Here is a 25,283-nt window from a genome sequence, read left to right on the forward strand (position 1 = left end):
ATGTTTGAGATTTTTTTCACAAAGTTATTTTAAATACTAACTTAAATATTATTTCATATGCTATAATAACAAATGAAATGAACAGCATGTGTGGGAGGTAAATTAGTATTATGACGAATGAAATACTTATCGTTGACGACGAAGACAGAATCAGAAGATTACTAAAGCTTTATTTAGAAAGAGAATCTTTTGAAACACATGAAGCAAGTAATGGTAAAGAAGCTTTACAACTTGCAATGGAAAATGATTATGCGTGCATTCTTCTAGATTTAATGTTACCGGAATTGGACGGTATCGAAGTAGCCACTCAATTACGTGAGCATAAAGATACTCCTATCATAATGCTTACTGCTAAAGGTGAAGAAACAAATCGTGTTGAAGGATTTGAGTCAGGTGCCGACGACTATATTGTAAAACCATTCTCACCAAGAGAAGTGGTATTAAGAGTCAAAGCGTTATTAAGAAGAACACAATCAACAACACCTGAGAAAAGTGAACCTCATGCAAGAGATGTAATTGAATTTAATCATTTAATTATAGATAACGATGCACATAGAGTATTAGCTGATAATGAACAGGTAAATTTAACGCCAAAAGAATACGAACTTTTAATTTATTTAGCAAAAACACCTAACAAAGTTTTTGAAAGAGAACAATTATTAAAAGAAGTTTGGCATTATGAATTCTATGGCGATTTGCGTACAGTAGATACGCATGTTAAAAGATTGAGAGAAAAACTTAACAAAGTATCAAGTGACGCAGCTCATATGATACAAACGGTTTGGGGAGTCGGCTACAAATTTGAGGTAAATGCTAACGATGAACCGGCTAAATAGTGTAGTAATAAAACTGTGGTTAACTATAATCTTTATAGTAACGACAGTTTTAATTTTATTAAGTGCCGCGCTCATTACGTTTATTCAATATTATTATACTCAAGAAGCTGAAGACTCAATTAAAGAAGACGCCAAACGAATTAGTCATTTAGTAGAAAGCTCTCAAAATCAAAATATAGCCATTAAAAATAGTCAAACGCTAATAGATAATCCAGGTGGTTTAATTATTATGAAAAATAATAACACTGCCTATCAACAAACAACGTCATCATCAAAGCAATCCATGCTTAAAGAAATTAAAAGTAATAAAGAATTTAATAATGTATTTGAACATGGTGAATCATTAACACGTAATGTCACTATTAATGAAAAGGGTAAATCTCATCCTTATATACTTGTTGGTTATCCAATGAAAGCTCAAGATGGTAGTGATTCAAACTATAGTGGTGTATTCATTTTTAAAGATTTAAAATCTATTGAGGATACAAATAATGCGATTACTATCATTATATTAATAACAGCAATTATATTCTTAGCGGTGAGTACTGTTTTTGCATTTTTCTTATCATCACGAATCACAAAACCTTTACGTCAACTTAGAAATCAAGCTCAAAAAGTATCGCAAGGTGATTATTCACAAATTACATCTGTTACTACAAAAGACGAAATTGGTGAATTGTCTCGTGCATTTAATAACATGAGTTTTGAAATTCAAGAGCATGTTGAAGCATTATCAACATCTAAGAATATACGTGATAGTTTAATTAATTCAATGGTTGAAGGTGTAATAGGTATTAATGAGCAAAAAGAAATCATTATATCTAATAAAATGGCAGACCAAGTCTTCCATAACTTAGATGAATGTGCTGTTGAATCAATAGAACAACAAATTGAACAAACCTTTAATACAAAAGAAACACAATTCCAAGAATTGGAAGCTAATACAAGATACTACGTCGTTATTATGAGCTATATTGATAGAATCCAAAATGATGGAAGAAGCGGTATTGTAGCGATTATTCGTGATATGACAAATGAACATAATTTAGATCAAATGAAAAAAGATTTCATAGCTAATGTATCTCACGAATTACGTACTCCAATAGCGCTATTACAAGGATATACTGAATCTATTGTAGATGGTATAGTGACAGAACCTGACGAGATTCATGAATCCTTAGCTATTGTTCTAGATGAATCTAAACGATTAAATCGATTAGTAAACGAATTATTAAATGTTGCACGTATGGATGCAGAAGGCTTATCAGTAGAAAAAGAAATACAACCTATTTCAGATTTATTAAATAAGATGAATATGAAATACCGCCAACAAGCTACTGATTTAGAATTAAACATGTATTTCGATGTGAACAATGATAATTTATGGAGCTATGATATGGATAGAATGGATCAAGTGTTAACTAACTTGATAGATAATGCGTCAAGATATACTCAACCTGGCGACACTATATCAGTTACTACAGATGAAAATGACAATCAAGATATTTTACGCATTCAAGATACAGGTACTGGTATAGCTCCGGAACATTTACAACAAGTATTTGACCGCTTTTATAAAGTAGATGCCTCAAGAAAAAGAGGCAAACAAGGTACTGGTTTAGGACTATTTATATGTAAAATGATCATTGAGGAGCATGGTGGTTCTATAGAAGTAGAAAGCCAACTAGGAGAAGGTACTACATTTATTATTAAATTACCTAAAATTGATCAGTCCAAAATATAATTAACAAGCTAAAAGCACTAAGGTGATTAACATGAAATCATCTTAGTGCTTTTTTGAGTGCGATATTAAAAATGTATAACTTGGATTTCCAACTAAAATTACTAATACAAACTATTAGAAATCCATATCAATTTATTTAGTGTCACTATTAGGAATGATATCAACACTCTAACGAGCAAACGCATTGTGCATTACAAAGTTATCATGTATGATATATTTAAATAAAAAAATAATATTCAATTCATCTTCGGGGTCGGGTGTAATTCCCAACCGGCAGTAAATAAAGCCTGCGACGCTAGAAGAACAAATGTATAAATGTATGCGTTCTTTTTGCTTGATTCAGTGAGATTCTGAAGCCGACAGTATAGTCTGGATGGGAGAAGATGGAGGTTTTTTGTTGTGCAAATTTCCTCCTTTTCTAGCAAGATGAATGAAAGGAGAAAATTTAATATGCAACAAAACCAAAACAAACGTTTAATTACAATAAGTATGTTAAGTGCTGTGGCATTTGTATTAACTTTCATTAAATTTCCATTGCCATTTTTACCACCATACTTAACTTTAGATTTTAGTGATGTACCTACATTGCTAGCTACATTTTTATTAGGGCCAGTAGCTGGTATAATTGTCGCTTTTATTAAGAACTTACTTAACTTTTTCTTTAACATGGGAGATCCAGTTGGGCCAGTTGCCAACTTCCTTGCAATTACAAGTTTCCTATTAACTGCTTACTATATTTATAAAAATAAACGTAGTAATCAATCTTTAACAATGGGACTTATTGTCGGTACAATTGTTATGACAATCGTGTTAAGTATCTTAAATTATTTCGTTTTACTACCACTTTACGGTATGATATTTAACTTAACAGACATTGTCCATAACCTAAAAGTAATTATCGTATCTGGTGTTATTCCTTTCAATATTATTAAAGGAATTGTTATCTCACTGATATTCTTCTTCATATATAACAGAGTTAAAAATAATATACATTTATAATATAAAAATATAGGGCAGTATTAATGTGCTGACTCCCAAAGGAACAGTACTAGTTGAAGACTAAATAAATTCTTACAGATTTATCTGTATAGAATTATAGACTGAAACTGTACCTTGGAAAAATATGTACATATAAAGCTGCCTGCAAAGTCAATAACTTTGTCGACGATCTAAAAAATCTCCCTTCACAAAATGTGATTGTGATAGGGAGATTTAAATATTTATTATTCAAATTTAAGCGCGTCACCATCGAACGGCTCTTCTTCAATTTTAATAGAGTCAGTAGGACAACCTTCTAGTGCATCTTCCATATCTTCATATAACTCTTCAGGCACTTCTGCAGTACCTTGGTTATCATCAAGGATTACGTATGCTATACCTTCGTCATCATAATCATAGATATCTGGAGCTGCTGCACCACATGCACCACATGCAATACAAGTATCCATATCAACGATTGTATATTTAGCCAATTTCATTCGCCTCCTTTGAAAAAAATGCTACACTAGTAAATACAATACTACTATTGTAGACATCGATAGTCTAATTTTCAATATATTCGTTTTATAGAGTGAGGGTTCATTTTGTATCAAATTATCAAACATGCTTATCAACATGCATTCAACTACAAAACAAATAAAAGTGTATATAATATTTTGATGGGAAAGAAATCTCATCAAACATTTTTCGACGCTTGTAGTCAACAACTTTTGTCATTATATCATAGTTTACCACGATTAAAATATCCGTCTTTTGAGCGATATTTAAACGAATTAGATAATTATGATGCTTTATACGAAATTAAAATACATCCTAGATTTACTTATGACAGTCTTATTAAGACATTTAATTGTATACAGCTACTGATTCAAACAGTTTCCCAAAGTCAACATCAAGCATATAAATTCGTCCCTATTGCTCAACAAACATACATACAACAACGTGTTAAAGATATATACAAACTAATCAGAGAACAGCAGCTAGAAACACAAGTTTATAATGAAATTCATCAACTATTTGATAAATTAGCAAGTAAAAATGAACATATTTATTTGCATTATTATTTACAAGGCTATGAAGAGCCTATGTATACTAGACAACAAGTAAGTTTAATAGAATCCATAAGCCAAGAAGAATTATTTGAATTGGAAATGAATCAATTAGTAGACCTGATGTATGAACTCGAAAATAATAACGACTATCCTATACTACATCAGACAATTATTTTACCCACATTACTAAATAAAACAAAAATGACATACAGACAACTACAACAAGGTCAATCACCCCAAGAAATTGCAACTATTCAAAACGTTAAAATTAACACTATAGAAGACCACTTATTAGAATTATTTATAAAAGGATATATGCACGATTATGAAACATTTATTGATTTATCGGAAAAAGACATTTTTATAAATTACTATAGCTCAAATTTAGGATTGAAACTTCGAGAATATAAACAACAATTCTCTAAACTATCATACTTTCAAATAAAATTGATGATTGTTGGTATAGAAAGAGGTGACATAGTTGCTACAAGAGAAACTTAAACAATGGTTTGGATTTGATTCATTTAAACCCGGACAAGAAGAAATAATAACCAGTGTTATAAATCAACAACATACACTTGGCATATTGCCAACAGGCAGCGGTAAAAGCTTGTGTTATCAACTACCTACATATATTTTAGAAAAACCTACACTTGTTATTTCACCTCTAATTTCATTAATGGATGATCAAGTTATGCAAATGAAATTAAATGGAGAACATGCCGTTAGTTGTATACACTCAGGTATGGATGAAAATGAAAAACGACAAAATTTTAAAAAGATTAATCAAAGTAAATTTATATACCTTAGTCCGGAATTTATTTTACAACCTCAAAACTTCAAACTGATTGCAAATATTGATTTTGGTTTAATCGTTCTCGATGAAGCCCATTGTTTATCAGAGTGGGGCTATGATTTCAGACCACATTATGCTCTAATTGGAAAAATCACTTCTCATTTTAAATCATCAACAATTCTAGCTTTAACAGCCACAGCACCACCACATTTAGAAAATGATTTAAAAGAGATATTACATGTTAATCTTCATACAGTTAAAACAAGTATGAATCGTCTAAACATCTCTTTAAGACATATGAATTTTGCATCTGACGAAGAAAAAATAAATTGGCTTTTACCACAACTTACGTCTACCGGACCCACAATCATATATGTGTCATCTAAAAAAATGTGCTTAACTTTAGCTAATCTAATATATGATTCTGGTTTTTTAACTGGTATTTATCATGGAGATTTAAGTTATCAAGAGAGACATACTGTTCAACAACAATTTTTAAATAATGATATACCCGTTATTGTCGCAACAAGCGCATTTGGCATGGGTATAAATAAAAAAGACATAAGAACAGTGATACATTTCCATTTATCTTCAAGTCCATCTAATTATCTACAAGAAATTGGACGAGCGGGTCGAGATGGTCGTCAAAGCCAAGCTATAAGTCTATATCAACCTGACGATGCATATATATTAGAAACTATTTTATTTGCAGATAGAATTACGCCCGAAGATATTAATCAATTTGAACTAGGTCAATTTATACCTCCGGAGAAAGAAACTATTTTGTCCATATTGTACAATCAATATACTATTGCTAAACTTCATTATATTTTTGATCAATCTTATAAACGAAAGAAATTAGGATATAGTAGAATGTTAGGTTATAAACAATTAGATCAATGTCGTCGTAAATATTTATTAGAATTTTTTAATGAACAACCAGAAATCCCAAATCAATGTTGTGATAATGATACAGAACTATCTGAAATTAAAGTCATTAACCGTAAAAAGGTAAAACGTAAGCTAAATTATAAAGAAAAGCTTCAAAATTTATTAGAGCTATAGATTTCATTTTGCTTAACGAAATATTCAAGCTATAATTAATCTATGAACAATTCTTTAATACCTTTAAAAATTCTTGATTAACATACATAATCATTTATTTTGTGGGTATAGTTTATGTATCAAAACAAAATTAAAATAGAGAGGATGATGAATGTGTCTAATAATAACTTCAAAGATGATTTTGAAAAGAATCGTCAATCTATAGACTCAGAAGATCATAAAGAACAGACATCTTCAAACGAACATCATGAAGACAAACCTACAGACAAAGTAGAAGAAAAAGCGAATCAACAATTCCCACCAAGAAATGCGCAGAGACGTAAACGTCGTAGAGATGTCGCTACAAATAATAATCGTCAATCTGAATCACAAACTAGTTCTAACCAAGATGGCTCATTAGATGATAGATTCGATGATACATCATTACATAACGGAGACAACAAAAACTATGATGCTTCATCTAAGGATGTTTCAAGCAAATCACAAGAGCATCAAACAGTAAATAATGATCACAGACAAGAAACAACACATGACAATACTTCAAACCACGAATCTGACAAAGACTCACGACAAGAAGAAACATTAAAACGTAGTCATAAAGATGAAGATACTCGTCATGAAGATGTTGACCATCAAGATAAAAAAGATAATAAAGGTAAAAAAGCAGCTGCAACAGGCGTTGGGGTTGCTGGCGCTGCAGGTGCTGCCGGACTAGCTAAACATCATCACGATAAAAATGATAAGCATGCTGACAAACACGATTCAAAACACGATGATAAGCATCTAAATAGTGATAGCCATGATACAACAAATGATAAACAACATGACGATAACTTAAAAGATCATGACAATGATCAACGTGGTCACAAAGATGAAGATACTCGTCATGAAGATGCTGACCGTCAAGATAAGAAAGATAACAAAGGTAAAAAAGCTGCCGCTACAGGCGCAGGAGTTGCTGGAGCTGCAGGTGCAGCCGGATTAGCTAAACATCATCACGATAAAAATGATAAGCATGCTGACAAACATGATTCAAAACACGATGATAAGCATGATGACAAACACGATCATAAAGATGATAACAACGAAACTAAAAAAGATAACGAAAAATCAGGCAAAGGTAAAAAAGCGGCTGCAGTAGGAGCAGGTGCTGCTGGGGCTGCAGGTGCCGCTGGGTTAGCTAAACATCATCATGATAAAAATGAAGCAAAAGATCATGACCATGATAACAATCATAATGATGATCATGACCATGATGATAATAATCATGGTAAGAAAAAGGGCGGCTTCATGAAGATCATCTTACCAATTATCGCTGCTGTATTAATTTTAGGTGCTATAGCTATTTTTGCTGGTATGGCTTTAAATAACCACAACAATAGTGGAAATAATGATAATAAAGTAGCTAATGAAGACAGCAAAGACGGCATGAAAAATAATGATACAAGCAAAGACAAAGATAGCAAAAAAGATAAAGATAGCTCTAAAGACAAAGATAAATCAAGTGATTCTGATAAAGATAAAGCAACATCAAATGATTCTTCAAATAGTAATTCATCATCTGATTCAGATTCAGACGACAATGGCTCAAGTAGTAATAGCTCAAATGATGATAGTAATAGTGCTAATTCTCAAGCTACAAATAGTCAAAATAGCAGCAATAACCAAAATGGCCAAAGTCAAAATTCTCAACAAAACGGTCAACAATCAAATAATAGTCAAAGCAGTAATAGCCAACAAGGTAAACAAACACATACTGTTAATGGTAAAGAAAACTTATACAGAATTGCAATTCAATATTATGGCAGTGGTTCACCAGCCAATGTTCAAAAAATTAGACAAGCAAATGGTATAAGTGGTAATGATATCCATGATGGTCAAACATTAGTAATACCATAGGTTTTATTTATAACCATTTATAGACTGTGAGTAATGTTAAATCATTGCTCACAGTTTTTTTTTATTTATCCAAAATCATTTATTTTCCATTTCTTAAAACGTCACTAAAATTATAAATTTTTCTTAATCAAGGACTTCGCGTAAATAGATCATAACTGATATAATAGTTTGGTGATTAAAGGAGGCCGTATGACATGCAAAAAATAGAAAGTATCATCATTGGTGGTGGACCTTGTGGCTTAAGTGCAGCCATTGAACAAAAGAAAAAAGGTATTGAAACATTAGTTATTGAAAAAGGTAATGTTGTTGAAGCTATTTACAATTATCCAACACATCAAACATTCTTTTCTTCAAGCGATAAATTATCAATTGGCGATGTACCATTCATCGTTGAACAAAGTAAACCACATAGAAACCAAGCATTAGTATACTATCGTGAAGTAGTTAAACATCATCAATTAAATATCAATCCATTTGAAGAAGTATTAACTGTTAAAAAGATGAATAACCGATTTACAATTACAACTACTAAAGATGTTTACGAATGTAAATTTTTAACTGTAGCGACAGGATATTACGGTCAGCATAATACATTAGAGGTTGAAGGTGCTGATTTACCAAAAGTAAGTCATTATTTTAAAGAAGCACACCCTTATTTCGATCAAAATGTAGTCATCATAGGTGGTAAAAATTCTGCTGTAGATGCCGCCTTAGAATTAGAAAAAGCTGGCGCAAATGTCACAGTAATTTATCGTGGAGATCGTTATCCTAAAGCAATTAAACCGTGGATTCTTCCTAATTTTGAATCACTAGTCAATCATGAAAAAATTACAATGGAATTTAATGCCAATGTAACTCAAATTACAGAGGATAAAGTAGTTTACGAAAAAGATGGTAACACTATTGAAATACCTAATGATTATGTATTTGCTATGATAGGTTATCACCCTGACTATGAATTCTTAAAATCTATCGGAATAGATATTAATACGAATGAATTCGGCACTGCACCCGTATATAACCGCGAAACATACGAAACAAATGTTGAAAACTGTTATATTGCCGGAGTAATTGCAGCAGGCAACGATGCCAATACTATCTTTATAGAAAATGGTAAATATCATGGTGGTTTAATAACACAAAGTATTCTTGCTAAAAAGCAAACACCTTTAGAATCATAAATAAATGGCGTAGATTGATAGTATCAAATCAATTCTACGCCATTATTTTTTATTTTACTCTTCAAAATATTGTCTAATATCGTGTCGTTCAAGTTCATTACTTAAACTCACTAATAATTTCAACCGTGCTTTAGGTCCATTCAACCCATTAGAAAATATTAACCCTTTGTCAGCAAGTTGATACCCGCCACCTTCATAGGCATAAACTGGACTTACAATGCCATTAAATGAGCGAGATACCATGACGATAGGAATATTCTTATCTATGCAGGCATTTAGTCCATCTAAACAAGTAGGTGGAAGATTACCTTGTCCCATAGCTTCGATTACTAAACCATCGATTTCTTGTGTTGCATAAAATTTAAATATATCACTTGGCATATCCATGTATGATTTAACGAGTGGGACATTTAAGCCAGGATTTATATTATGATAACTTGTATGACTTAAAGGATGATGGTGATATTGTACATTATCTTTTGTTAGTACACCTAATGGGCCATGGTTAGGGCTTTGGAATGTATTTGTATTAGATGTATGTGTCTTAGTCACATTGCGTGCTGTATGTATTTCATCGTTAAATACGACCATAACACTCATACGACGAGATTTTGCAGAAGAGGCCACTCTAATCGCTGAAATAAAATTGTATAGACCATCAGAACCTATTTCATTGGAAGATCTCATAGCACCTGTAATGACAACTGGTTCCTCTATATCTAATAATAAATCTAAAAGGTATGCAGTTTCTTCAAGAGTATCTGTTCCATGAGTAATGACAAATCCGTCATATGAATTGTCTTTATCATGATGAGCTTCTACAATGATATCTCTTAATTGCTTCACATGTTGTATAGACATATGTGGAGATGGTACATTCATAGGATGAATCTCATCTACTTGTGCATATTGTTTAATGATATCTTGATGTTGTGAAATTGGATTTTCTTTATTTGTAATAACTCTATTAGAACTATCCTGTGACATGCTGATTGTGCCACCGGTATGAATAACAAGTAGACGTTTCATACTTTTCCTCCTATTAATAAAATACATATTTATGATAAAATATTATTCATCAAACAACAAGGTAGGTATTTCGATAATGAGTTTAATTAATATTGCTTTAGATGGTCCTGCAGCTGCAGGTAAAAGTACAATTGCTAAACAAGTTGCTAGTAAGCTTTCTATGATTTATGTAGATACTGGTGCTATGTATAGAGCAATTACATACAAATACATACGTACAAACCAAACAGAAGATTTTGAAGCACTGATTAAAAATACAACATTAGAATTAACTTATGACGAAACAAAAGGCCAACGTGTGATGCTTGATAATGAAGATGTAACAGATTATTTAAGAGAAAATGATGTTACTAACAACGTTTCATATGTCGCTTCAAAAGAACCAGTTAGATCATTTGCAGTTAAAAAGCAAAAAGACTTAGCTGCTAAAAAAGGTATTGTTATGGATGGAAGAGATATCGGTACAGTTGTACTTCCCAATGCCGAACTAAAAGTATATATGATTGCTTCTGTTGAGGAACGCGCTGAACGTCGTCAAAAAGAAAATGAATTACGTGGCATCGAATCAAACTTGGAAAAATTAAAAACTGAAATTGAACAACGAGATAACTATGACATGAATAGAGAGATTTCACCACTAAGAAAAGCTGATGATGCCGTTACATTAGATACAACAGGTAAATCTATTGAAACAGTAACTAACGAAATTTTAAAAATGGTGGATCAAATTAAATAATTAACTAAAAGCTATGTAATCGTTATAAGCAGAAACGTTTATATAGCTTTTATTATCCCTTATAATAGAATTAGATTGAATCTTAATATTAATAAACACTATAAATATACATCTTCAACTTTAAATTGAAATTTATTTAAAAAATTCACTTTTTAATTGCATCTACGAAATCAACATAAAGTTTCTTAAAGTGTAAAAGGGGAATTTCTTGACAATTCAGTCAGTTTGTAAGATGTTATACTTATGTAGTGTATAAGGAGGCAGACAAGATGACTGAAGAATTCAACGAATCAATGATTAAAGATATTAAAGAAGGTGACAAAGTCACTGGAGAAGTACAACAGGTTGAAGATAAACAAGTAGTTGTGCATATTAATGGTGGAAAATACAATGGTATAATCCCTATTAGCCAATTATCCACACATCATATTGAAAAACCTAATGAAGTAGTTAAAGAAGGCGATGAAATAGAAGCCTATGTAACGAAAATTGAATTTGATGAAGAAAATGATTCAGGTGCATATATTTTATCTAAAAGACAACTTGAAACTGAAAAATCATATGACTATTTACAAGAAAAACTTGATAACAATGAAATAATTGAAGCTAAAGTAACAGAAGTTGTGAAAGGTGGATTAGTTGTCGATGTAGGACAACGTGGTTTCGTACCTGCTTCATTAATTTCAACAGACTTTATCGAAGATTTCTCTGACTTTGAAGGACAAACAATCAAAATTAAAGTTGAAGAATTAGATCCTGAAAATAACCGTGTAATCTTAAGCCGTAAAGCTGTTGAACAAGCTGAAAATGACGTTAAAAAAGCATCATTATTAGAATCACTTAATGATGGAGACGTGATTGAAGGTACAGTTGCTCGCTTAACAAACTTTGGTGCTTTTGTTGATATTGGTGGTGTAGATGGATTAGTTCACGTTTCTGAATTATCACATCAACATGTTCAATCTCCAGAAGAGGTTGTTTCAGTTGGCGAAAAAGTGAAAGTAAAAGTAAAATCAGTTGATAAAGATACTGAACGTATTTCATTATCAATCAAAGATACTTTACCAACACCATTCGAACAAATTAAAGGTCAATTCCACGAAAATGACGTTATCGAAGGTACAGTTGTAAGATTAGCTAACTTCGGTGCATTCGTTGAAATTGCTCCTGGAGTACAAGGCTTAGTTCATATCTCAGAAATTGATCATAAGCACATTGGTACACCAGGTGAAGTATTAGAACCAGGTCAACAAGTTAGTGTTAAAATCTTAGGTATTGATGAAGACAATGAACGTGTATCATTATCTATCAAAGCTACTTTACCAAACGAGGATGTAGTTGAAAGCGATGCTTCTACAACACAATCTTATTTAAATAAAGATACTGAAGAAGATAACCCTACTTTAGGTGATGTCTTTGGTGATAAGTTTAAAGATCTTAAATTTTAATAAACGATAAATTATATTTACACTCCAATTAGAGTTATCTCTTTAATTGGAGTGTTTTTTTACATCTTCTCAAGTATTATTTAATATATTTAGTCGTTTGTTACAAACGTATTTTGAATCAGTGCTTGCATGTGATAAAATTATAGAGATTAAGAAAGAGAGGAAGTTAACAAATGACTAAACCTATAGTAGCAATTGTAGGCAAGCCTAATGTAGGGAAATCTACAATTTTTAATAGAGTAGTCGGCGAACGTGTTTCTATCGTTGAAGACACGCCTGGTGTAACCAGAGACCGAATCTATTCATCAGGTGAATGGTTAACTCATGAATTCAATATTATAGATACAGGTGGTATTGAAATAGGAGATGCACCATTCCAAACACAAATTAGAGCACAAGCAGAAGTAGCCATCGACGAAGCGGACGTTATCGTATTTATGGTTAATGTTAGAGAAGGATTAACACAAAGCGATGAAATGGTAGCACAAATGCTCTATAAAAGTAAAAAACCTGTCGTTCTCGCAGTAAACAAAGTAGATAACTTAGAAATGCGTAACGACATCTATGATTTTTATTCTTTAGGATTTGGAGAACCTTATCCAATTTCAGGTTCGCACGGTTTAGGTTTAGGTGATCTATTAGATGCCGTCGTTGAAAACTTTGGTGAAGAACAAGAAGACCCATACGATGATGATACAATTCGTTTATCAATTATTGGTCGCCCAAATGTAGGGAAATCTAGTTTAGTCAATGCCATTTTAGGTGAAGAACGTGTCATTGTTTCTAATGTTGCTGGTACTACAAGAGATGCTGTCGATACAGAATATTCATTCGACGGTCAAGATTACGTGTTAATAGATACAGCTGGAATGCGTAAAAAAGGTAAAGTATACGAATCTACAGAAAAGTATTCAGTCTTAAGAGCATTAAAAGCAATTGAACGTTCAAATGTCGTCTTAGTTGTTATCGATGCAGAACAAGGTATTATTGAACAAGATAAACGTGTCGCTGGATATGCGCATGAAGAAGGTAAAGCAATCGTCATTGTTGTTAATAAATGGGATACAGTAGAAAAAGACAGTAAAACGATGAAGAAATTTACAGAAGACGTTAGAAAAGAATTCCAATTCTTAGACTACGCACAAATTGCCTTTGTCTCAGCTAAAGAACAATTAAGATTGAAAACGTTATTCCCTTATATTAAAGAGGCAAGTGAAAATCATAAAAAACGTGTACAAAGTTCAACATTAAACGAAGTAGTGACTGATGCAATTTCAATGAATCCTACTCCAACAGATAAAGGTAGAAGACTAAATGTCTTTTATACAACACAAGTTGCGATTGAACCGCCAACATTTGTTGTATTTGTTAATGACGTTGAATTAATGCATTTTTCTTATAAACGTTATCTTGAAAATCAAATTAGACATGCCTTTGGATTTGAAGGTACACCTGTTCATATCATTCCAAGAAAAAGAAATTAAAACGGAGGGGAATATTAATATGACTAAAATATCAGTATTTGGTATGGGAAGTTTTGGTACAGCATTAGCCAATGTATTAGCACAAAATGGCCATGATGTACTAATGTGGGGTAAAAATGACGAAAACGTCGAAGAATTAAATACACATCATATGAATAAAAATTATTTAAAAGAAGCAAAACTAGATCCATCTATTAAAGCCAGTACAGATTTAAGCAAAGTTGTAGATTTTGCAGATATATATTTAATGGCTTTACCTACTAAAGCAATGAGAGAAGTTGCTAGTAAAATCGATGGATTACTAACTACTAAAAAGACTTTTATTCATGTTGCAAAAGGTATTGAAAATGGTACGTTCAAACGTGTATCTGAAATGTTGGAAGATTCAATCTCTCCTGAACACAATGCAGGTATTGGTGTATTATCAGGACCAAGTCACGCTGAAGAAGTTGTTATCAAACAACCTACAACTGTGGCAGCATCATCAAAAGATGAAGCAGTAAGCCAATTAATTCAAGATTTATTTATGAATGATTATTTAAGAGTATATACAAATAATGATTTAGTCGGTGTTGAGCTAGGTGGCGCATTGAAAAACATCATTGCAGTAGCAAGTGGTATCGTAGCTGGAATGGGATTTGGTGATAATGCAAAAGCAGCTCTTATGACACGTGGTTTAGCTGAAATTAGTCGCTTAGGAGAAAAATTAGGTGCCGATCCTATGACATTCTTAGGTTTAGGTGGCATAGGTGACTTAATTGTAACTTGTACATCAACTCATTCTCGTAACTTTACATTAGGTTATAAATTAGGCCAAGGTAAAACAACAGATGAAGCACTTGAAGAAATGAAAATGGTAGTTGAAGGAATTTATACAACTAAATCTGTTTATTATTTAGCACAAGAAGTTAATGTTGATATGCCAATCACTACAGCATTATACAAGGTGTTATTCGAGGATGTTCCTGTTAAAGAAAGTATTAAAGAATTAATGGGTAGAGACAAAAAATCAGAATAATAAAGTGTCATTTTACACTTTATTGATGTGTTTTCCAAAAAAATTAATTCTAATCGTATTATTTTAAGGTTTTTAATATATAAATCGTTGCAGTGACAGTAATCAGTGTGTTAAAGTCTAACCATAATGATATAATGATATCATTATCAAACCTCAGGAGGTGAATTCATAATGAATAAAACTGATTTAATCAATGCAGTTGCAGAACAAGCTGATTTAACTAAAAAAGAAGCTGGTTCAGCAGTAGACGCTGTATTTGAATCTATCCAAAACTCACTTGCTAAAGGTGAAAAGGTACAATTAATCGGTTTCGGTAATTTTGAAGTACGTGAGCGTGCTGCTCGTAAAGGCCGTAACCCTCAAACAGGTAAAGAAATCGACATTCCTGCAAGTAAAGTTCCAGCATTCAAAGCTGGTAAAGCATTAAAAGATGCAGTAAAATAATTTTACTTAAAAAAAGCCCTTCGAGGGCTTTTTTCTTTTGTATAAAATAAAAATTTAGTTCTCTATCAAAAAGAGAAAAATTAATTAACTATTTAACATAACTCCAAATACATAATCATATAATACATAAATAGCATTACTTTTTACATAAGTATAAATTCTGTAATCTAATAAAGAAGAGAAGGGACTCTAATATTTAATTTTTTGATATATAATGTTAATATAAATAGTGATAATATCGTGAGGTGTGAACATGGAAACTACTGTAAGCAAATTAAATATAGATATTAAGCAAAGGCTTAAGGGTATAGTTGATTATGAAACCATACAAATCAATGAAAAGTTGGGTCAATTTTTAGACACATGCTCACTACCTGAAAAAGCAAAGTTAGCTTGCCTCACAATCGACACTTCGATGAAACATCTAGATGACATATCTAACAATCGTTTATCAAAGCATTCTATTTTAGTTGGAGATTTATTAAGTGCACATTTCTATACTATACTAGCTGAAATAAATGATCCTGAATATCAACTAGCAATGAGTAAAGCTATTGTTGAAGTGAGCGAGCTTAAATCTTCACTACATCAACATGTATTAACAGATGAAGAATCGAGTGACGCAATTTTTAAAATTGAAACATTATTCCCATATATTACGTTAACTCATTTTAATAATGAAGGAAATGCAACTCAGATATATGACTTTTTATATGACGATGTACATGACTACTATCCATCATATTTAAAAAATTATAATAAAGAACGTGTTAATCTAATTATGAAAGACATCAAACAAACGCTAGATAAAAGAAGAGGTAATTAAAGATGGCTGAAAATAACGCAAAAAAAGAACAAGTTCATACAGTATTCCAAAATATTTCAAAAAAATACGATAGACTTAATAACATTATTAGTTTCGAACAACACAAAGTGTGGAGAAAACATGTTATGAAAGAAATGTCAGTCAAAAAAGGGAGTAAAGCCCTTGATGTATGTTGTGGTACTGCTGATTGGACAATCGCTTTAAGTAAAGCTGTAGGTCCTGAAGGAGAAGTAACTGGTATTGATTTCAGTGAAAACATGTTAGAAGTAGGAAAAGAAAAAACATCAAATATGGACAATATTAATTTAGTCCATGGAGATGCCATGAACTTACCATTTGATGATAATTCATTCGATTATGTCACAATCGGATTCGGCTTAAGAAATGTACCAAACTATTTAGGCGCATTAAAAGAAATGAATCGTGTACTTAAACCAGGCGGTATGGTTGTATGCTTAGAAACGAGTCAACCAACATTACCTGTATTCAAACAAGTATATCGTTTATATTTTAAATTTGTGATGCCAATCTTTGGTAAATTATTCGCTAAATCAAAAGAAGAATATGAATGGTTACAACAATCTACTTTTGATTTTCCAGGTAAAGAAAAATTAAAACGATTATTTCAACAAGCAGGATTTAATAACATAAAAGTACGTAGCTTCACAGGTGGCGTTGCTGCAATGCACCTTGGCTATAAACAAAAATGATACGACCAAAGGTGATTAACGTGGCAAAGTTAAACATGAACAATGAAATAAAAAAAGTTGAAAAGCGTCTAGAACAGTCAATTCATAGTAATGATAAAGTACTTGAAGAAGCCGCTTTTCATTTACTTTCTTCAGGTGGAAAACGTGTTAGACCAGCTTTCGTCATTCTTAGTAGCCAATTCGGTAAAGAAGAAGGCGTTTCAGAAGATACGTATAAAGTGGCTGTAGCATTAGAACTCATTCATATGGCAACATTAGTCCATGATGATGTTATCGATAAAAGTGATAAACGACGTGGAAGACTTACAATTTCTAAGAAATGGGACCAAACAACAGCGATTATCACAGGGAACTTCTTACTTGCGTTAGGTTTACAACATTTATCAGAAATTAAAGACCAACGTGTTCATGAAATTTTATCTGAATCTATCGTGGACGTATGTCGTGGTGAATTATTCCAATTCCAAGATCAATTCAATAGCGAACAAACGATTACTAACTATTTAAGAAGAATTAACCGTAAAACTGCTTTACTAATTCAGTTAGCTACAGAAGTAGGTGCTATTACGTCTCAATCTGACAAAGAAACAATTAGAAAGTTAAAAATGATTGGTCATTACATCGGAATGAGTTTTCAAATTGTCGACGATATACTCGATTTTACTAGCACTGAAAAGAAATTAGGTAAGCCTGTAGGTAGCGATTTGATGAATGGTCACATCACATTGCCAGTTTTGCTTGAAATGAGAGATAATGCATCTTTCAAAGATATGATTGCTCACTTAGATAGAGACAGTAATAAAGAAGAATTTGAAAAATGTATAGATATTATACGCAATTCAAATAATATTCAAGTTTCAAAAGATATAAGTGAAAAATACTTGAATAAAGCGCTCAATCTAATTGATGAATTAGATGATAATCAAGCCCGAAACTTATTTAAAAAGTTAATTAAAAAAATGGGTTCTAGAAATGTGTAAATCATGTAAATCAGCTTGAAAGCGCTTTAATTAATTGGTAGTATATAAGTTAGCTACTTTATAATTAGCGGACAAGTTAATTTATACATACTTCAGAAGCTTGTTATTTTAAATTACAGGGGGACAACACAAAGTGGAACGTACATTTTTAATGATTAAACCAGATGCAGTACAAAGAAATCTTATCGGAGAAATAATTTCTCGTATTGAGAACAAAGGATTAAAACTTGTAGGTGGCAAATTAATGCAAGTACCACAAGAATTAGCTGAAAAGCATTATAGCGAACATGAAGGTAAACCTTTCTACAACAATTTAATTTCTTTCATTACTTCTGCACCAGTTTTTGCAATGGTTGTTGAAGGTGAAGATGCTGTAGCGGTTTCTCGTCATATCATCGGAAGCACAAACCCATCTGATGCTACTCCTGGATCTATTAGAGGAGATTTAGGTTTAACAGTTGGTAGAAATATCATTCATGGTTCTGATTCAGTGGAATCTGCTCAAAGAGAAATTAGTTTATGGTTTAATGATGAAGAAGTAAATACTTATGAATCTCCTAGAGATGCTTGGTTATACGAATAAAAAAATAAAATTTAAATAAGTAATTCATTTTATCCTTAGAGCCTGAGACATAAATCAATGTCTCAGGCTTCAATTATATATTGGCAGTTGTTGCATTAGTTATAACTTATTGAGCACCTTAGCTAAAACTAATGCGTAACTATCACTAACCCAATTTAGGAAGTGGTACTTTATCATTTTTTTATTTGGTTCTTTAACAAAATAATATGCAAGTAATTATAATTCAATCAAAACTTGTACAAAATAATATCATCTGTTATCAATCAATTAATTTCATTTAGAAATAAATCTTAAACTCATATTTTTGATTTGTAATAAAAATGACGTTAGCTCGATAAACTTATATTGATTTATTGATTGTGATATTATTAAACACATATAATAATTCATAAAAGAACTAAAAGGAAAGGAGTGTGCTTTAGTGAGATATTTAACTTCAGGAGAATCACATGGCCCACAACTAACAGTAATAATTGAAGGTGTTCCAGCTAATTTAGAAATTAAAGCTGAAGATATTAATAAAGAAATGTTTAAACGACAAGGCGGATATGGTAGAGGCCGTCGTATGCAAATTGAAAAAGACGCTATCGAGATTGTTTCAGGTGTAAGAAATGGCTATACACTAGGAAGCCCGATTACACTAGTCGTAACAAACGATGATTTTACTCATTGGAGAAATATCATGGGTATTGAACCAATTAGTGAAGAAGAACGAAAAAATATGAAACGTACTATTTCTAAACCAAGACCAGGACATGCTGATCTTGTTGGCGGAATGAAATATAACCACAGAGATTTACGAAACGTCTTAGAACGTTCTTCAGCTAGAGAAACAGCTGCTCGTGTAGCAGTGGGTGCTGTTTCTAAAATATTATTAGCTCAATTAGATATTCATATATATAGTCGTGTTGTAGAAATCGGCGGCATAAAAGATGAAGGTCTATACGATGCTGAGACATTTAAATCTAATATCGATAAAAATGACGTTCGAGTTATTAATGAAGATATTGCTCAACAAATGAGAGATAAAATTGATGCAGCTAAAAAAGAAGGCGACTCAATTGGTGGCGTGGTTCAAGTAATGGCAGAAAATATGCCTGTAGGAATCGGAAGCTATGTTCATTATGATCGAAAATTAGATGGTCGTATAGCTCAAGGTGTAGTAAGTATTAATGCCTTTAAAGGAGTTAGCTTTGGCGAAGGATTTAAAGCCGCTGAAAAGCCTGGTAGCGAAATTCAAGACGAAATTATGTATAACGAAACTCAAGGATACTATAGAGCTTCAAACCACTTAGGTGGATTTGAAGGTGGTATGTCAAACGGAATGCCTATCATTGTTAATGGTGTAATGAAACCTATTCCTACATTATACAAACCATTAAACTCAGTAGATATCAACACAAAAGAAGATTTCAAAGCAACGATTGAACGCTCTGATAGTTGTGCTGTTCCAGCAGCAAGCGTTGTTTGCGAACATGCAGTCGCTTTTGAATTAGCTAAAGCATTATTAGAAGAATTCCAAGCTAATCACATTGACCAACTAAAAGCACAAATCGCAGAACGTCGACAGTTAAATATCGAATTCTAATCCTCATAAATCAGGTGAATAAATATGAAATTAAATACAACTTATCAAGATAATAATTATCCAATTATTGTTGAGCATGGTGCTATTAATCAACTACAAGATTTCACTCAATCTTATGATCAGTCATTTTTTATCATTGATGAAACAGTGTATCAACATTTCAAAGATAAAATAGATCACTTTATTAGTGTGAATCACGCTCATAAAATAATCATTCCATCGGGTGAACAAACGAAATCTTTTAATTACTTCCATGAAATTGCCGAACATATTTTAAGCTTTCAAATTACGAGAAATACAGCAATTATTGCTATTGGTGGAGGCGCAACAGGTGACTTTGCAGGATTTATAGCTGCAAGTGTATTAAGAGGCGTGTCATTTATACAAGTCCCAACAACTATCTTAGCCCATGATTCAAGTATTGGTGGTAAAGTTGGAATTAATTCTCAACATGGTAAAAACTTAATCGGTGCATTTTATCGACCTAAAGCTGTTATTTATGATTTAGATTTCTTAACAACATTACCATATAGTGAAGTACTTAGTGGTTATGCAGAAGTCTATAAACACGCATTACTGAATGGTCAAGAAGACACTAGCAATATCGAACAACATTTTCCTAATAAAGAAGTATTAGCGTCATTAGATGATATTGAAACGTATATTTATAAAGGTATCGAAACAAAGTTAAATATCGTTGTGAATGATGAAAAAGAGCAAGGTATGCGTAAGTTTTTAAATTTAGGGCATACATTTGGCCATGCTATAGAATATAAATATAAAATTCCACATGGTCATGCTGTGATGATAGGTATTGTTTATCAATTTATCGTGTCTAATCAAATATTAAAAACCACATATGATATTGATCATTATCTTAATTATTTAGAATCGCTAGGATATCCAATTAACATTATAAAAGAGTTAGAATTCGATGATATTTATCAATATATGCTTTTAGATAAAAAGAATAACCAAGATGGCATTCAAATGGTTCTAATGAAATCATTAGGTCATGCAGTTGTAGAACACGTAAACAAATCTACACACTTAGCTGCATTTAACGAACTTCAATCAAAAATAAAGTAGGTGAATAAATGATGTCGATTACACAAACAATTGATATTAATGGTCCTTTAACAGGGAACATTGAGGTGCCTGGTGACAAATCCATCACGCACAGAGCAATTATGCTCGCATCATTAGCAACAGGACAAACAACTATATATAAACCATTATTAGGTGAAGATTGTAAAAGAACGATGGCCATCTTTGAACTTTTAGGTGTAACAATCACCGAAGAAGAAGATCGTATTATTGTTGATTCACCTGGTTATCAAAATTTTAAAACGCCACATCAAGTTCTGTATACAGGTAATTCAGGCACAACAACACGTTTATTAGCCGGATTGTTAAGTGGTGTTGGTCTGGAAAGTGTATTATCGGGAGATGTTTCAATCGGTAAACGTCCAATGGATAGAGTATTAAAACCATTACTAAAAATGAACGCACAAATTAGTGGCGTGGATGGTAATTACACACCCTTAATTATTAAGCCTTCAAACATTAAAGGCATGCAATATACTATGGAAGTAGCTAGTGCTCAAGTAAAAAGCGCTATCTTATTTGCTAGTATCTTTTCTCAAGAATCTTCTAGCATCACAGAAATAGATGTTAGCCGTAACCATACAGAGACTATGTTTGAACATTTTAATATTCCTATTTCAGTTAATGATAAAACGATTACTACCAAACCATTAGCAGTACAACATATACAACAACGTGATTTTCATGTTCCAGGCGATATTTCTTCTGCTGCATTTTTCATCGTTGCAGCCTTAATCACACCTGGCAGTGATGTTACAATTCATAATGTTGGCATTAACCCAACTCGTTCAGGTATCATAGACATCGTTAAACAAATGGGTGGTCATATTGAACTTAGTGACATTACAGAAGAATCGGAACCGACTGCATCTATACGTGTGCGTTATACACCAAATTTAAAACCCATTCAAATACATGGAGAACTTGTACCGAGAGCAATTGATGAATTACCCGTCATTGCATTACTTTGTACACAAGCTTCAGGTACGAGTGTGATTAAAGATGCAGAAGAATTAAAGGTTAAAGAAACAAACAGAATTGATACGACAGCAGATATGCTAAATCAATTAGGTTTTGAATTGCAACCAACAAATGATGGTCTTATAATCCATCCTTCTGAATTTAAAACTAGTGTCACAGTTGATAGTCAAACCGATCACCGTATAGGAATGATGTTAGCTGTTGCATCACTACTCAGCTCAGAACCTTTATCCATAGAACAATTTGATGCAGTTAATGTTTCATTTCCAGGTTTCTTACCAAAATTCAAGCTTTTAGAAAATGAGGGAAAATAGTAATGGAAGATATCTATAAATTAATAGACGATATCAATTTACAAAAATTAACAAATTTAGATACTCGCGTTAATGAAGTGTTGAGTTCAAATAACGATGATGCACTATTCATTTTAGGTGAAACACTTTACAACTTTGGTTTAACACCACAAGGTTTAGAAGTATTCCGAACGCTCTATCACAGATATCCAGACGAAAGTGAATTACTTATTTACTTTATTGAAGGACTAATGTCAGAGAACCAAACAGACGAAGCGTTAGAGTATTTAAGTCAAGTTGAAGAATCTACAGAAAAATTAATGCTCGAAGCAGATTTATATCAACAAATTAATATGCTTGAAGTCGCTATCGATAAAATTCAAGCCGCGATTCAATTAGAACCTAATGATCCAATTCTACATTTCGCTTTAGCAGAATTACTATATTTCGATGGGCAATATTTACGTGCTAGCACTGAATATGAAACAGTACTTGAAACTGGTGAATATGAAGTCAATGGTATTAACTTATTCTCTAGACAAGCAGATTGTAGCTTACAAAGCGGAAATTATAGTGATGCTATTCGCCTATATGATGAAATTAATGAAACTGAGATGAATTCTGAAGATTATTTCAAAAAAGCAATTGCTTATGAAAAAAATGACATAACACAAGAAGCCATTAAAATAATGAAAACGTTATTAACGAAAGACCCTGATTTCTTACAAGGTTATTTCTATTTACAATCATTATACGAAAACGAAAAAAATTATCCGGATGCTATTGAAATTGGTAAAGAAGGATTACGTTTAAGTCAATTTTATAAAGAATTAATGGTTTCAACAGGTAGTATAGAAATTGAACATGGCGATGCGAATGAAGGTGTCACTTTATTAAAACAAGCACTAGAAGTAGATAATGCATATCATGAGCCATTATTGATTTTAAGTGATTTATATAGAAGTGAAGAAGATTATGAAGCACTTATCGACTTGCTCACATATGTAGATGAAGAAGATTTAGACCCTGTGTTTATGTGGCATTTAGCCTATGCCTACGGACAAGAAGAACGTGACAAAGAAGCACAACATTTCTTTGAATTAGCTTATCCAACTTTAAAAACACAATCTGAATTCTTAAGCGACTACTATTTCTATCTCGTAGAAATAGGGCAAAAAGAACAAGCTAAATCTATTCTTGATCAACTACTTGAAATGGATCCAAGCAATGAAACATGGCATGATGAAGCAATGCGTTTACAATCTTAAAAGGAATGGTACGAAATGAATAGCTCCCTTACAAAAATGAAACAAAGTTTTATCGAATATTTGCTATTCCATTATGAATTTAAATCTCGTATTTCAGTATGGGTATTAAATTATTTAAAAGCTAGTCCAAAAAAACTACAACGTATACATTTCGTCGAGGAAAAAATACAACAACATATGACATTACAAATTGCAGAAGTAAATTCAGATGCTTCTGCAATTCAATTTAGCGACCATCAACAAGCACTCGTTAACACAAATGAAATTTTCGAAGTCATTGCAAATAACGATATGACTTTTGATATCCAATTGCATTTTTCTTCTGAACATCAACGTGAAAGTCGATTAGACGATTTAATTTTAGCGCAATTAATCCATTCGCCACATTATACATCTTATGTTCAAGATTTGTATTCAATCTCTATGAGTGATCGTAAACAAACAACCTTAATTGAAACACTTCAAGATAATATAGATTTAAGTCTACAGATGAAAGAACAAGAAAGATTTTACCAACTTACACAAATACTTAATATTTTAAAAGCTAAGAAAACTAAACATGATATCGGAGATAACAATAATGACTATTAAACAATACTGGGAAGTTTCATTATATTATCGACCGTTTTTAATATTTTTACTTGTATGTAATGCGATAGGTACAATATATGGCTATGACTGGTATAGTGGTCAGTTGTATATAACACCATCTTATTTTGTTCCTTTTGTTCCAGATAGCCCAACCGCTTCCTTATTTTTAACTATAGCCATTGCATTATTGTTATTAAATAAATCATCATCCATAATTGAAGCTCTAGCATTTGTAACTTTAATAAAATATGGTGTTTGGGCAGTGATTATGAACTTGATTATGTTTGTAATAGATGGAGAGGTAACTATTAATGGATTAATGCTTTTGATATCACATGGCATTATGGCATTACAAGCATTTTACTTTTATCCTCGCTTTAAAATAACTATTTTGGGTTTTGTAATTTCATTAATTTGGGTGTTTTTAAACGATTATATGGACTATGTTAAAATGCAATTTCCTTATTATAAGTTTATTGCTTCCCATGTTATTGAAATTGGGGTATTATCTATTTGTCTAAGTATCATTTCGCTATTTTTATATTTATTTCTTAAACAAGTATTGAAAGTTAAATCATTTGATTAAAGTGCATTTTGACAGTAAAATATGATTAAAGGAGAGTGA

At 32.0% G+C, this 25,283-nt stretch carries 24 protein-coding genes and 1 riboswitch; of the genes, 22 read left to right on the forward strand and 2 right to left on the reverse strand.

The features are described 5' to 3' along the window. Positions 1 to 110 precede the first annotated feature (110 nt). The 3 genes from Q4528_RS04810 to Q4528_RS04820 all read left to right on the forward strand — a co-directional run bounded on the left by Q4528_RS04810 (position 111) and on the right by Q4528_RS04820 (position 3,579). A complete protein-coding gene (locus tag Q4528_RS04810) occupies positions 111 to 836 on the forward strand; it encodes a response regulator (protein WP_017637949.1) in 726 nt (241 codons plus the stop codon). Continuing rightward, positions 820 to 2,580, forward strand: a complete 1,761-nt coding sequence (locus Q4528_RS04815) for an ATP-binding protein (protein WP_046466706.1) — start codon at positions 820 to 822, stop codon at positions 2,578 to 2,580. The genes Q4528_RS04810 and Q4528_RS04815 overlap by 17 nt, the downstream gene beginning before the upstream one ends. Positions 2,581 to 2,819: 239 nt before the next feature. Further along, a riboswitch (FMN riboswitch) is annotated at positions 2,820 to 2,969 on the forward strand. Between the two features lie 61 nt (positions 2,970 to 3,030). Next, on the forward strand, positions 3,031 to 3,579 hold the full coding sequence (locus Q4528_RS04820) for an ECF transporter S component (protein WP_017637951.1): 549 nt from the start codon (positions 3,031 to 3,033) through the stop codon (positions 3,577 to 3,579). A 224-nt stretch (positions 3,580 to 3,803) separates the two neighbouring features. Here Q4528_RS04820 and Q4528_RS04825 read toward each other — a convergent pair whose 3' ends face one another. Then, complete coding sequence (locus tag Q4528_RS04825) at positions 3,804 to 4,052, reverse strand: ferredoxin (RefSeq protein ID WP_017637952.1); 249 nt, start codon at positions 4,050 to 4,052, stop codon at positions 3,804 to 3,806. A gap of 111 nt (positions 4,053 to 4,163) precedes the next feature. Between Q4528_RS04825 and Q4528_RS04830 the strand changes: the two genes are divergently transcribed. From Q4528_RS04830 to ypdA, 4 genes are all read left to right on the forward strand, one after another. Then, positions 4,164 to 5,132, forward strand: coding sequence for a YpbB family protein (locus Q4528_RS04830; RefSeq protein ID WP_303520728.1), 969 nt, complete (start codon positions 4,164 to 4,166; stop codon positions 5,130 to 5,132). Further along, on the forward strand, positions 5,113 to 6,492 hold the full coding sequence (locus Q4528_RS04835; protein WP_046466704.1) for a RecQ family ATP-dependent DNA helicase: 1,380 nt from the start codon (positions 5,113 to 5,115) through the stop codon (positions 6,490 to 6,492). Before Q4528_RS04830 ends, Q4528_RS04835 begins: the two co-directional genes overlap by 20 nt. 153 nt (positions 6,493 to 6,645) lie before the next feature. After that, entirely contained in the window at positions 6,646 to 8,391 is a 1,746-nt protein-coding gene (gene ebpS / locus Q4528_RS04840; protein WP_046466703.1) for an elastin-binding protein EbpS, read from the forward strand. 194 nt (positions 8,392 to 8,585) lie between these two features. Beyond that, positions 8,586 to 9,572, forward strand: coding sequence for a bacillithiol disulfide reductase YpdA (gene ypdA / locus Q4528_RS04845; protein WP_029055321.1), 987 nt, complete (start codon positions 8,586 to 8,588; stop codon positions 9,570 to 9,572). Between the two features lie 54 nt (positions 9,573 to 9,626). Here ypdA and Q4528_RS04850 read toward each other — a convergent pair whose 3' ends face one another. Then, complete coding sequence (locus Q4528_RS04850; RefSeq protein WP_046466702.1) at positions 9,627 to 10,601, reverse strand: asparaginase; 975 nt, start codon at positions 10,599 to 10,601, stop codon at positions 9,627 to 9,629. Between the two features lie 76 nt (positions 10,602 to 10,677). On the opposite strand from Q4528_RS04850, the gene cmk reads away from it, so the two are divergent. From cmk to Q4528_RS04925, 15 genes are all read left to right on the forward strand, one after another. Then, positions 10,678 to 11,337, forward strand: coding sequence for a (d)CMP kinase (cmk, locus tag Q4528_RS04855; RefSeq protein ID WP_029055323.1), 660 nt, complete (start codon positions 10,678 to 10,680; stop codon positions 11,335 to 11,337). Positions 11,338 to 11,606: 269 nt separating this feature from the next. Continuing rightward, a complete protein-coding gene (rpsA, locus tag Q4528_RS04860) occupies positions 11,607 to 12,785 on the forward strand; it encodes a 30S ribosomal protein S1 (protein ID WP_029055324.1) in 1,179 nt (392 codons plus the stop codon). A 173-nt stretch (positions 12,786 to 12,958) separates the two neighbouring features. After that, on the forward strand, positions 12,959 to 14,269 hold the full coding sequence (der, locus tag Q4528_RS04865; RefSeq protein ID WP_029055325.1) for a ribosome biogenesis GTPase Der: 1,311 nt from the start codon (positions 12,959 to 12,961) through the stop codon (positions 14,267 to 14,269). A 19-nt stretch (positions 14,270 to 14,288) separates the two neighbouring features. Further along, positions 14,289 to 15,287, forward strand: coding sequence for an NAD(P)H-dependent glycerol-3-phosphate dehydrogenase (locus Q4528_RS04870; RefSeq protein ID WP_017637961.1), 999 nt, complete (start codon positions 14,289 to 14,291; stop codon positions 15,285 to 15,287). A 171-nt stretch (positions 15,288 to 15,458) separates the two neighbouring features. Then, positions 15,459 to 15,731, forward strand: a complete 273-nt coding sequence (gene hbs, locus Q4528_RS04875; RefSeq protein WP_001043863.1) for a non-specific DNA-binding protein Hbs — start codon at positions 15,459 to 15,461, stop codon at positions 15,729 to 15,731. Positions 15,732 to 15,984: 253 nt separating this feature from the next. Next, a complete protein-coding gene (locus Q4528_RS04880; protein WP_046466700.1) occupies positions 15,985 to 16,557 on the forward strand; it encodes a heptaprenyl pyrophosphate synthase subunit A in 573 nt (190 codons plus the stop codon). 2 nt (positions 16,558 to 16,559) lie between these two features. After that, on the forward strand, positions 16,560 to 17,267 hold the full coding sequence (locus Q4528_RS04885) for a demethylmenaquinone methyltransferase (protein WP_046466699.1): 708 nt from the start codon (positions 16,560 to 16,562) through the stop codon (positions 17,265 to 17,267). Positions 17,268 to 17,287: 20 nt separating this feature from the next. Continuing rightward, complete coding sequence (locus Q4528_RS04890; protein WP_037536644.1) at positions 17,288 to 18,247, forward strand: polyprenyl synthetase family protein; 960 nt, start codon at positions 17,288 to 17,290, stop codon at positions 18,245 to 18,247. Positions 18,248 to 18,380: 133 nt separating this feature from the next. Beyond that, complete coding sequence (gene ndk, locus Q4528_RS04895; protein WP_017637965.1) at positions 18,381 to 18,830, forward strand: nucleoside-diphosphate kinase; 450 nt, start codon at positions 18,381 to 18,383, stop codon at positions 18,828 to 18,830. A gap of 421 nt (positions 18,831 to 19,251) precedes the next feature. Next, a complete protein-coding gene (aroC, locus tag Q4528_RS04900) occupies positions 19,252 to 20,418 on the forward strand; it encodes a chorismate synthase (protein ID WP_017637966.1) in 1,167 nt (388 codons plus the stop codon). Positions 20,419 to 20,442: 24 nt separating this feature from the next. Next, positions 20,443 to 21,507 (forward strand): 3-dehydroquinate synthase, encoded by a 1,065-nt coding sequence (aroB, locus tag Q4528_RS04905; RefSeq protein WP_046466698.1) that lies wholly within the window; start codon positions 20,443 to 20,445, stop codon positions 21,505 to 21,507. A gap of 11 nt (positions 21,508 to 21,518) precedes the next feature. Then, a complete protein-coding gene (gene aroA / locus Q4528_RS04910; protein WP_303520731.1) occupies positions 21,519 to 22,820 on the forward strand; it encodes a 3-phosphoshikimate 1-carboxyvinyltransferase in 1,302 nt (433 codons plus the stop codon). Between the two features lie 2 nt (positions 22,821 to 22,822). Then, positions 22,823 to 24,067, forward strand: a complete 1,245-nt coding sequence (locus tag Q4528_RS04915) for a tetratricopeptide repeat protein (RefSeq protein WP_029055332.1) — start codon at positions 22,823 to 22,825, stop codon at positions 24,065 to 24,067. 15 nt (positions 24,068 to 24,082) lie between these two features. Next, positions 24,083 to 24,658, forward strand: coding sequence for a YpiB family protein (locus Q4528_RS04920; protein WP_072291813.1), 576 nt, complete (start codon positions 24,083 to 24,085; stop codon positions 24,656 to 24,658). Beyond that, entirely contained in the window at positions 24,648 to 25,244 is a 597-nt protein-coding gene (locus Q4528_RS04925; RefSeq protein ID WP_017637970.1) for a DUF1405 domain-containing protein, read from the forward strand. Before Q4528_RS04920 ends, Q4528_RS04925 begins: the two co-directional genes overlap by 11 nt. Positions 25,245 to 25,283 lie beyond the last annotated feature (39 nt).

The sequence above is a fragment of the Staphylococcus pasteuri genome, assembly GCF_030547725.1.
Lineage (GTDB): Bacteria > Bacillota > Bacilli > Staphylococcales > Staphylococcaceae > Staphylococcus > Staphylococcus pasteuri.